The sequence below is a fragment of the Rhodoplanes roseus genome, from assembly GCF_003258865.1.
Lineage (GTDB): Bacteria > Pseudomonadota > Alphaproteobacteria > Rhizobiales > Xanthobacteraceae > Rhodoplanes > Rhodoplanes roseus.
In genome coordinates this window covers 1-10,635 of record NZ_NPEX01000208.1, presented here as the reverse complement: position 1 = coordinate 10,635, position 10,635 = coordinate 1, and the positions used below count along the sequence as shown (strand labels likewise).

General features: G+C 70.3%; 8 protein-coding genes. 4 read left to right on the top strand and 4 right to left on the bottom strand.

Features of this window, described 5'->3' with window-relative positions:
- Positions 1-48 precede the first annotated feature (48 nt).
- Positions 49-411: a hypothetical protein gene (locus CH341_RS22775; RefSeq protein ID WP_111421281.1), complete on the bottom strand. Its 363-nt coding sequence runs from the start codon at positions 409-411 to the stop codon at positions 49-51.
- Between the two features lie 211 nt (positions 412-622).
- Here CH341_RS22775 and CH341_RS22770 point away from each other — a divergent pair, with 211 nt between their 5' ends.
- Together CH341_RS22770 and CH341_RS22765 are read left to right on the top strand one after the other, a co-directional pair.
- On the top strand, positions 623-1,972 hold the full coding sequence (locus CH341_RS22770; protein WP_111421280.1) for an efflux RND transporter periplasmic adaptor subunit: 1,350 nt from the start codon (positions 623-625) through the stop codon (positions 1,970-1,972).
- 7 nt (positions 1,973-1,979) lie between these two features.
- Positions 1,980-5,147, top strand: a complete 3,168-nt coding sequence (locus CH341_RS22765) for an efflux RND transporter permease subunit (protein ID WP_111421279.1) — start codon at positions 1,980-1,982, stop codon at positions 5,145-5,147.
- Between the two features lie 288 nt (positions 5,148-5,435).
- Here the strand turns inward: CH341_RS22765 and CH341_RS22760 are convergent, their stop codons facing one another.
- A complete protein-coding gene (locus CH341_RS22760) occupies positions 5,436-6,563 on the bottom strand; it encodes a lysine-2,3-aminomutase-like protein (protein ID WP_111421278.1) in 1,128 nt (375 codons plus the stop codon).
- A gap of 121 nt (positions 6,564-6,684) precedes the next feature.
- Positions 6,685-7,728, bottom strand: coding sequence for an EF-P lysine aminoacylase EpmA (gene epmA / locus CH341_RS22755; RefSeq protein ID WP_111421277.1), 1,044 nt, complete (start codon positions 7,726-7,728; stop codon positions 6,685-6,687).
- 210 nt (positions 7,729-7,938) lie between these two features.
- On the opposite strand from epmA, the gene efp reads away from it, so the two are divergent.
- Complete coding sequence (efp, locus tag CH341_RS22750) at positions 7,939-8,505, top strand: elongation factor P (protein ID WP_111421276.1); 567 nt, start codon at positions 7,939-7,941, stop codon at positions 8,503-8,505.
- A gap of 189 nt (positions 8,506-8,694) precedes the next feature.
- Here the strand turns inward: efp and CH341_RS22745 are convergent, their stop codons facing one another.
- Positions 8,695-9,492 (bottom strand): aspartate dehydrogenase, encoded by a 798-nt coding sequence (locus CH341_RS22745; protein WP_245431202.1) that lies wholly within the window; start codon positions 9,490-9,492, stop codon positions 8,695-8,697.
- A 115-nt stretch (positions 9,493-9,607) separates the two neighbouring features.
- Between CH341_RS22745 and CH341_RS22740 the strand changes: the two genes are divergently transcribed.
- A partial coding sequence (locus tag CH341_RS22740) for a Bug family tripartite tricarboxylate transporter substrate binding protein (RefSeq protein WP_111421274.1) occupies positions 9,608-10,635 on the top strand: 1,028 nt, incomplete at its 3' end.

The window sequence follows — 10,635 nt, the reverse complement described above, 5'->3', positions numbered from 1 at the left end:
CCCCTCCCCCTCCAGGGGAGGGTGAGCCGCCTCGGGCCGCTCCAGCGTCTATCTCCCGCCGCCGAACGCATCCCGGAAGGCGTCGAACCGGCCGCTGCCGGTGGGCTTCGGCTTGGTGTCGGCGCGGGGCGGCTCGCACGGGACGATGCCCTTGTCGACGATCTGCTGGGTGCGGTTGTCGACCTCGTATTCGCGGCAGTTCCCCAGGTGGTCGACCTTCGTCAGCATCCGGCCGTAGCGGCGGACCTCCGCCTCCGGGGGGCCGGGCGGGGCGAAGAGCCGGGCGCTCGGCGGGGCGTAGCCGAGCTGGCGGGCCCCGATCTCGTAGCCGACGAGCGTCACCACCACCACGCCGGCCGCGTAGGCCAGCAGAGCGGCGAGTCCGCGATTGGAATGGTGGGTCCTGAGCATCGGTCTCCCGACCAGTCTATGAGCAGCCGGTTAATCGGCCTTTACGGGGGTCGCTTGCAGTTGCACGGACGAGCGCCGCCGTCCGGGCGCTGCTTCGGCGGCGGCGTGCGCCGCACGCCAGGGCGGGCGGGCCCGCATGGGTAACGACCGCCTAACCTAAAAGCTGGTATAAGCAGCCCTCGCCTCGGGAGTCTCTCTCGCGCTCGCGTCGATGCGCCCGAGCCTGCCCGCCGTGGAACGCCAGGTCTGGAAGGACGCCGTGACCGCACTGGTTCGATTGCTCGTGACGGCCTCTGCCGTCGCCCTCCCGTTCGTGTTGGCCGCCTGCGACGAGCAGAACCGATACGTCGCCCCGCCGCCTCCGAAAGTCTCCGTGGCCAAGCCGGTGCAGCAGCCGGCGGTCCGCTATCTCGAGGCGACCGGCTCGGCCGCCGCCGTCAACTCGGCCGATCTCGTCGCCCGCGTCGCCGGCTTCGTGCAGGGCATCAGCTACAACGACGGCGACGTGGTGAAGCAGGGCCAGCTCCTGTTCACCATCGAGCCCGAGCCCTACAAGGTGAAGGTCGAGCAGGCCAAGGCGGCCGAGCTCGGCGCCGAGGCCAATCTCAAGCAGCAGCAGATCGTCTACGACCGCCAGGTCGACCTGGTGGCCAAGCAGGCGAGCCCGCAGTCGCTGCTCGACCAGGCGACCGCCAGCCGCGATTCGGCCCAGTCGAACCTCGACCAGGCCAAGGCCAACACCCAGCTCGCCGTGATCAACGACGGCTACACCCGGGTGACGGCGCCGTTCGACGGCGTGGTGACGGCCCGCCAGGTGTCGCTCGGCCAGTATGTCGGCGCCAACGGCCAGCCGACCACGCTGGCGACGATCGTGCAGCTCCAGCCGATCTACGTGAACTTCACCATCAGCGAGACCGACGTCCAGCGGATCCGCGACGAGATGGCACGCCGCGGCCTCGGCCGCGACGACCTCAGGAAGGTGCCGATCGAGATCGCCACCCAGACCGAGACGGGCTACCCGCATATCGGCACGCTCGATTACGTCGCCCCCAACGTGACGTCCTCGACCGGCACGCTGCAGGCGCGCGCCGTCCTGGCCAACCAGGACCGCGGCCTGCTGCCCGGCTACTTCGTGCGGGTGCGGGTGCCGATCGAGCGCATCCCCACGGCGCTGCTGGTGCCCGACACGGCGGTCGGCAGCGACCAGGGCGGCCGCTACGTGCTGGTGGTCGGCCCGGACGGGACGGTCGAGCAGCGCAAGGTCGAGGTCGGGCCGCAGGTCGGCGAGCTGCGGGTGATCGACAAGGGCATCACGGCCGACGACCGCATCGTCGTCGCCGGGGTGCTGCGCGCCGTGCCGGGTCAGAAGGTCGACCCGCAGCTCACCACCATCGCGGCGCCGCCGCCGCCGGCCGTGCCGGTCGCGCCGCCCGCCCCGCCGCCGCTGCCCAACACGCTGCCGACCGCGCCGAAGGTGGACGAACCGGCCCTGCCGCCGCATCCCTCGCCGGCGCCGCCCGCCGTCCCGGGCGGGCTGCCGCGCCCCCGAACCATGCAGTGAGCCCGGCATGATCTCGAAATTCTTCATCGAGCGGCCGGTTCTCGCGAACGTCCTGGCCATCCTGATGATCGTGATCGGCGCCGTCGCCCTGCTGCGGCTGCCGGTCTCGCAATATCCCGACGTGGTGCCGCCCACCGTCTCGGTGACCACCAGCTATCCGGGCGCCAGCGCCCGCACCGTCATCGACACCGTCGCCCTGCCGATCGAGCAGCAGGTCAACGGCGTCCAGGACATGATCTACATGCAGTCCTACTCGGGGTCGGACGGCAGCTACAGCCTGATCGTGACCTTCGAGATCGGGACCAATCTCGACACCGCCCAGGTGCTGGTCCAGAACCGCGTCGCCACCGCCCTGTCGCAGCTGCCGCAATCCGTGCAGGTGCAGGGCGTGACGGTGCAGAAGAAGATGACGTCGATCCTGCAGATCGTCACGCTCACCTCGCCGGACAACCGCTTCGACAGCCTCTACCTCGCCAACTACGCGACCATCCGGCTGCGCGACGAGATCTCGCGCCTGCTCGGCGTCGGCAACGTCACGGTGTTCGGCGCCGGCCAGTACTCGATGCGGGTCTGGCTCGATCCCGACAAGATGCAGGCCCGCTCGCTGACCACCCAGGACGTGGTGCAGGCGCTGCAGGGCCAGAACCAGCAGGTGACGGCCGGCCAGGTCGGCATGCCGCCGTCGCCCAAGACGCAGAACTTCCAATACACGCTCGATGTGCTCGGCCGGCTCGACGAGCCGGAGCAGTTCGCCGCCGTGATCGTCAAGACCGGCCAGAACGGCGACGTGACGCGGGTGCGCGACATCGGCCGGGTCGAGCTCGGCGCCCAGACCTACAGCCAGGTCTTCACCCAGGACGGCAAGCCGGCCGCCGGCCTCGCCATCTTCCAGTCGCCCGGCGCCAACGCGCTCGACGTCGCCGCCCTGGTCGACGCCAAGATGAAGGCGCTCGCCAAGGACTTCCCGCAGGGCCTGGTCTACGGCATCCCGTTCGACACCACCTTGTTCGTCACCGCCTCGATCAACGAGGTCTACAAGACGCTGTACGAGGCGGCGATCCTGGTGCTGATCGTCATCCTGCTGTTCCTGCAGGATTGGCGCGCCATGCTGGTGCCGGCGACGACCGTGCCGGTCACCATCATCGGCGCCTTCGCCGGCATGGCGGCGCTCGGCTTCACGGTGAACCTCTCGACCCTGTTCGCCATCGTGCTGGCGATCGGCATCGTGGTCGACGACGCCATCGTGGTGGTCGAGGGCGCCGCCCACAACATCGAGCAGGGGATGAGCGGCCACGACGCCGCGATTTCCGCGATGCGGATCCTGCTCGGCCCGATCATCGGCATCACGCTGGTGCTGATGGCCGTGTTCCTGCCGGCCGCCTTCCTGCCCGGCCTCACCGGCCGCATGTACGCGCAGTTCGCCCTGGTGATCGCCGCGACGGCGCTCTTGAGCGCCATCAACGCCCTGACCCTGAAGCCCACCCAGGCGGCCACCTGGCTGCGCCCGCCGGTGCCGCCGGAGGAGCGCAACGCCTTCTTCCGCGGCTTCAACGCGGTCTACGGCAGGGTCGAGCGTCTCTATGCCGGGCTGATCACCCGCATGGTGACGCACAGCGGCGCGATGGCCGTGCTGGCGCTGCTCGTCATCGCCGGCGCGCTGTTCGGCTTCACCCGGGTGCCGACCGGCTTCCTGCCGATCGAGGACCAGGGCTATCTGGTGGCGAGCGTCCAGCTCCCCGACGGCGCCTCGCTGACCCGCACGCAAGCGGTGCTCGACCGCGTCAGCGCCATCGCGGCGAAGACGCCGGGCGTCAAGCAGGTGATCACCATCGCGGGCGTGTCGGTGCTCGACAACTCGGCCTCGCTCGCCAATGCGGGCGTCGCCTACATCATGCTCGACGACTGGGACAAGCGCGGCAAGGCCGAGGGCCTGCGCCCGCTCCTGATCTGGCTCAACACGACGATGGGCGAGATCGCCGAGGCGAAGATCCTCGTGGTGCCGCCGCCGCCGATCCAGGGCGTCGGCAACGCCGGCGGCGTGACCATGCAGATCGAGCTGCGCGACGGCAGCTTCGATCTGGTCAAGCTGCAGGGCATCGTCGACAACTTCGTCGCCAACGCCTCGACCCAGTCGCAGATCCAGCGGGTGATCTCGACGTTCCGGTCGAGCGCGCCGCAATACCGGGTCGAGGTCGACCGGGTGAAGACCGAGACCCTGCAGGTCTCGCTCGACCAGGTGTTCCAGACGCTGGCCGGCTATCTGGGCTCGACCTATGTCGACCAGTTCAACAAGTTCGGCCGCGTCTTCCAGGTCTATGTGCAGGCCGACTCGGAGTTCCGCCAGCGCCTCGACGACGTCCGCAACCTGACGGTCCGCAACACCAGCGGCCAGATGATCCCGCTCGGCACGCTGCTGACCATCACGCCGAGCGTCGGTGCGCCGCTGATCAGCCTCTACAATCTCTACCCCTCGGCCACCATCGTGGCGCTGCCGGCGACCGGGGTCTCGACCGGCCAGACCATGCAGCTGATGGAGCAGATCGCGGCCCGCACCTTGCCGCCCGGCGCCGGCATCGAATGGACCGCGATGTCGTATCAGGAGAAGATCGTCGGCAACCAGATGTTCATCGTCTTCGCGCTGTCGATCTTCCTGGTCTATCTGGTGCTGGCCGGCCAGTACGAGAGCTGGTGGGCGCCGATCGCCGTGGTGCTGGCCGTGCCGCTGTCGCTGCTCGGGCCGGTGCTGGTGCTCAATGCCACCGGGGTCGCCAACAACCTCTACGTCCAGATCGGCCTCGTGCTGCTGATCGCGCTGTCCGCCAAGAACGCCATCCTGATCGTCGAGTTCGCGCGCGAGACGCGGGCCGAGGGCCGGAGCATCGTCGAGTCGGCGATCGAGGGGGCGCGGGCCCGGTTCCGGCCGATCCTGATGACGTCCTTCGCCTTCATCCTCGGCGTCGCGCCGCTGGTGGTGGCGAGCGGGGCGGGCGCCTCGGCCCGCGCCTCGATCGGCATCACGGTGTTCTCCGGCATGATCGCCTCGACCTGCCTGGCCGTGCTGTTCGTGCCGTCCTTCTTCGTGCTGATGCAGCGCTGGGAAGAGCACCTCGCCGAGCGCAAGGCCCTCAAGGCGGGGAAGAAGCCCGCGCCGAAAGCCGAGACCGCGGCGGGGTGAGCGCGCCGAGCGTCACGACGTCCGCCGAGGGATGAAGCTCGGGCCTGCGGGTGGGGCCACCCCCCTCCCTGTCCCTCCCCCGCAAGGGGGTAGGGAACGCAGGAGCCGCGCCGCCGTCCTGCTTGGATCCTTCGCGCTTCCGGTTCTGTCGCGTTTCTTTGTCGCGCGGCGTCGCCCCTCGCCGGAGCCTGCTCCCTCCCCCCTTGCGGGGGAGGGTCGGGGAGGGGGGTGAGCCCCGAATGCGGAGCCAACCTTCGCTCCCGCTCCGGGAACGACGGAGAGGACCACCTACGACTCGCTCTCCCGTCCGTCCCAGTCCTCCTCCGGCGCCGGGTCGGCGTCCTCGGGGCCGGGGGGATAGGTGTGGGTGCGGCCCTGGAGATCCTCGATCTCCCAGTGGGCGGGGCCGCCCGGCTCGCAGCCGCCGACCGGAACGGCGTGGGTCGGGCCGACCGGCACCTTGCCGGCGCCGCCGGGCAGATCCAGCACATAGGTCGGCTGGGCGAGGCCGGAGACGCGGCCGCGCAGGCGCCGCATCAGCGCCTGGCCCTCGGCCAGCGTGGTGCGCAAATGGCCGGTGCCGGGCGCCAGATCGCCGTGGTGCAGGTAGTACGGCTTGATCCGCGCCGCGACGAAGCTCCGCATCAGCTCGGCCAGGGTCTTGTCGTCGTCGTTGACGCCGCGCAGCAGCACCGACTGCGACAGCATCGGGATGCCGGCGTCGATCAGCCGCCCGCAGGCGTCTCGCGCGTTCTCGGTGAGCTCGCGGGGATGGTTGGCGTGCAGCACCACATAGGTCGCCTTGCCGGGGATCTTCAGCGCCTCGACGAGGGCCGCCGTGATCGCCTCCGGCACCGCGACCGGCACCCTCGTGTGCACCCGCACGACCTTCACGTGCGCAATGGCGCCGAGCGCCTGCACGACGGCGGCGAGCTTGTCGGGCGCGAGGATCAGCGGATCGCCGCCGGTCAGGATCACCTCGAAGATCTCGCGATGGCCGCGGACGTAGTCGAGCGCCGCCGCGATCTTCTTCGGCGACAGCGTCGGGCGGCCGCCCGGGCCGACCATGGCGCGGCGGAAGCAGAAGCGGCAGTAGACCGGGCACACATGCACGAGCTTGAGCAGCACGCGGTCGGGATAGCGGTGCACCACGCCCTCGACCGGGCTCATCGCGTCGTCGCCGATCGGATCGGGCCGCTCCTCGTCGGCGGTGTCGAGCTCGGCCGGATCGGGCAGGAACTGGCGGGCGATCGGGTCGTCCGGATCGGACCGGTCGATCAGCGCCGCGATGGCCGGCGTCACCGCCACGGCATAGCGGGCCGCCACCGCATCGAGCGCGGCCGCGTCCTGCGGGCGGACGAGTCCGTGCTCGGCCAGCTCCGCCGCGGTCCTGAGCGTCTTTCGGTGCGATGTCATCGGGGGCCCTTCGGCCCAAGCGATACGCCAGCGTCTCGTCACCCACAAGGCAGGGGCGACTTTCGCCTCTCCCCACTCGCGGGGAGAGGTGAAAGGGCGGGGGAGGGGGGAAGGCGGCCCCTCAGGTCTCGGCCATCGGGGTCCAGATCACCGCGGCGATGGCGGGGGCGCCGGTGGCGAGCATGACCAGGCGGTCGAAGCCCAGCGCGCAACCCGAAGCGTCCGGCATGATGGCGAGGGCGGCCAGAAAGTCCTCGTCGATCGGATAACGCTCGCCGTAGACACGGGCTTTCTCGGCCATCTCGGCGGCGAAGCGGCGGCGCTGCTCGGCCGGGTCGGTCAATTCGCCGAAGCCGTTGGCGAGCTCGACGCGGCAGACATAGAGCTCGAAGCGCTCGGCGACGCGCGGGTCGTGCGCCGCCGGCCGGGCCAGCGCCGCCTCGGCGGCCGGATACTCGGTCAGCAGCGTCGGCCGGCCGAGGCCGAGATTGGGCTCGATCCGCTCGACCAGCACGCGGCTGAACACGTCCGACCAGGTGTCGTCGTCCGCCGTCCGCACCCCGGCCGCCTGCGCCGCGGCGGCGAGCGCGTCGCGGTCGGTCTCGGGCCCCGACACGGTCGCCAGCAGGTCGATGCCGGCGAACCGCGAGAACGCCTCGGCGACCGTGAGGCGCTCCGGCGCGGCGAACGGATCGGCCTCGGCGCCGCGGAACGCCATCCGCCGCACCCCCGTGGTCTCGGCGGCGAGCGCCAGCATGGCGGCGCAGTCCTGCATCACGGCGCCGTAGGGCGCGCCGGTCCGGTACCACTCCAGCATGGTGAACTCGGGATGGTGCAGGGCGCCGCGCTCGCGGTTGCGGAACACGTGGCCGAAGGCGAACAGGCGCGGCTCGCCGGCGGCCAGCAGCTTCTTGCAGGCGAACTCGGGCGAGGTGTGCAGATAGAGCGGACGGCGGCTCGCGTCGGGGCCGACCTGCTCGGTGGCGAAGGCGTGCAGATGCGCCTCGTTGCCGGGCGAGACCTGGAGCGCCGCCGGGTCCACCTCGACGAAATCCTCGGCCGAGAAGCGCTCGCGCAGGCGGGCCGCGATGCGGTTGCGGGCGAGCAGCAGCGGCCGGCGGTCGGCATGGACGCGCGGCGTCCACCAGGGCGAGGCGGCAGTCATGCCCGGGCGTCCGCCGCAATCAAATGACGAACAAGAGGAATTCCGAACGGATGCGCCCGGTCGCTCGGCCGGGGCGCGGGGTGGCCCGGCGTGGAAAACCACTGGCGAAGCGCCCAGGGATCAGTATGTTGCACGCGAAACCGCCGGTTCCCGGGTCCGTCGCCGCTGCCTGCTGGCGCCCCGGCTCCCCCGCAACGAGGATTTGCGCACGTGAAGGTCATCGCCAGCTCGCTCCGAAAGGGCAACATCGTCGATCTCGAGGGGAGGCTCTACGTCATCCTGAGCGCCGAGAACATCCATCCCGGCAAGGGCACGCCGGTCACCCAGCTCGACATGCGCCGGCTCTCGGACGGGGTGAAGTCGTCGCAGCGCTACAAGACCACCGACCAGGTCGAGCGCGCCCATGTCGAGGAGCGCGAGTATCAGTTCCTCTACCAGGACGCCGACGGCTTCCATTTCATGAACATGGAGAGCTACGACCAGGTCGCCGCGAGCGAGGACGTGGTGAGCGACATGGCCGTCTATCTGGCGCCCGAGATGAAGTGTAAGCTCTCGGTGCACGAGGGCGTCGTGGTCGGCCTCGAGCTGCCGCAGCGCGTGACCCTCGAGGTGGTCGAGACCGAGCCGGCCATGAAGGGCCAGACGGCGTCGTCGTCCTACAAGCCGGCCGTGCTGTCGAACGGCCTGCGCACCGGCGTGCCCCCCCATATCGGCGTCGGCACCCGCATCGTGATCTCGACCGCCGACGGCTCCTACGTCGAGCGGGCGAAGGACTGATTTTTCCCCGTACCGATGTTTCGACCCTCATGGTGAGGTGCTCGCCGAAAGGCGAGCCTCGAACCATGTGGCCGCTGCCCGGCTGCAGACCCGCCGGCGCGGAGGCCGCCCCCGCCCTTCGAGACGCCCGCTGCGCGGGCTCCTCAGGACGAGGGCGGAGAGGGGCCGGCCGGCGTTGCCAGGGCCGCCTTACGTCCCCACCCGCAGCGGGGCGCGCTGCTTGGCGAGGGCGGCCAGCACCGAGAGGGCCGTGATGCGGCCGGTGCGCGGGTTTTCCGAGGGAATGTTCTCGATCGACATCGAGAACTTGGCCGAGTCGGCATCCACCTCGATGCTGTGGCAGTTGCGCTCGACGCCCGGGTCCGCCCAGATCTCGATGGTGGTGCGGTCCGGGCCGATGCCGGCCAGCGCCAGCGCCGCCACCACGTTGACGTTGGCCGGGAAGCCGATCGCCGCCTCGCGGGCCGAGCCGGCGAAGACGCGCAGCGGCGCGGTCAGCCCGTCCACCGAAATCCCGTTCTCGACCAGATAGGGCGCGCCGGCGAGCCCGCGCGGCGGCTTGCGGGTGACCATCCGGACCGAGTGGATGGTGCCCTGCGCCGCCGCCGTCACGGCGTCGAGGCCGATCAGGGCGCCGGTCGGCACGATGATCTGGCCGCCCTTGCTGCGGGCGAGCTCGATCAGCTCGGGCCGCGGCAGCAGGGCGCCGGCGCTCAGCACCATCACCTTCTTGCGGGCCGAGAGCATCGGCCGGCAGATGTCGTCCAGCACGCTCGCCGGGGCGCACTCCACCACCAGGTCGGCGTGGGACGGCATCGACTCCAGCTTGACCACCGGCGCGACGATGCCCTGGCTCTCCAGCCAGGCGCGCGCCTTGCCGGGATCGCGCGCCGCCACGCAGGCGAGCTCGAGGCCCGGCATTCCGTCCGCGAGGGCACGGGCGACCGTCCGCCCGATGGCGCCGAGGCCCGCGATTCCGATACGCATCGGCACCATTTTTCGCCTTCCCGTAGGTGATTTTTCCTGCGACCTTACCGGCCCTGGACGGCCATCACGGCTGCTTTCTCATAATCGAACGCTCCGATCAGACAAGGAGGAACCGATGTTCCGTGCCGTGTTCAAGGTGGTGATGTCGGCCGCGATCGCGCTCGCCGCGACCGCGGTCGCCTCCGCGCAGGACTATCCGAACCGTCCCGTTACCATGGTGATCCCGTTCGCCGCCGGCGGACCGACCGACGTGCTCGGGCGAATTGTCGCACAACGGCTCGGTGAGGTCCTGGGCCAACAGGTGGTGGTCGAGAATGTCGGCGGTGCCGGTGGCGCCAACGGCAGCCAGCGCGTCGCCAATGCGCCGGCCGACGGCTACACCATGGTGCTCGGCACGGTGGGCACCCACGCCCAGAACCAGACGCTCTACAAGCGCCCGCTGTACAACGCCGAGAGCGACTTCACGCCGGTGGCGCTGCTCGCCGACGTGCCGATCGTGCTGGTCATCCGCAAGGACCTGCCGGTCAAGGACTTCAAGGACTTCGTCGCCTACGCCAAGACCAATGCCGGCAAGATGACGTTCGCCTCGGCGGGGGCCGGCTCGGCCTCGCACCTCGCCTGCGTCGTGTTCAACACGGCGGCCGGCCTGCCCATCACTCACGTGCCCTATCGCGGCACGGGTCCGGCCATGCAGGACCTCCAGGGCGGGCGGGTCGACTATCTGTGCGACATGATCTCCACGGCCAAGCCGCAGATCGACGGCGGCGCCGTGAAGCCGATCGCGATCCTCACCAAGGACCGCTCCCCGGCGCTGCCCAACCTGTCCTCGGCGACCGAGGAGGGGACCAAGGTCGAGGCCTATACCTGGAACGCGATCTTCCTGCCCAAGAACGCCCCCAAGGCGATCGTCGACAAGCTCAACGCCGCGCTGGTCGAGACCATGAAGACGCCGTGGGTGCAGGAGCGCCTCGCCGGGCTGGGCGCCGTCGTCGTGTCGCGCGACCGCCAGACGCCCGAGTATCTCGTCCAGTTCGTGAAGGACGAGATCTCGAAGTGGGAAGCGCCGATCAAGTCCAGCGGCGTCCTGTACGTTGCGTGGCGCCACCACGCCGACAGGAAATTTCTGATAGTGCGACGCGTCCG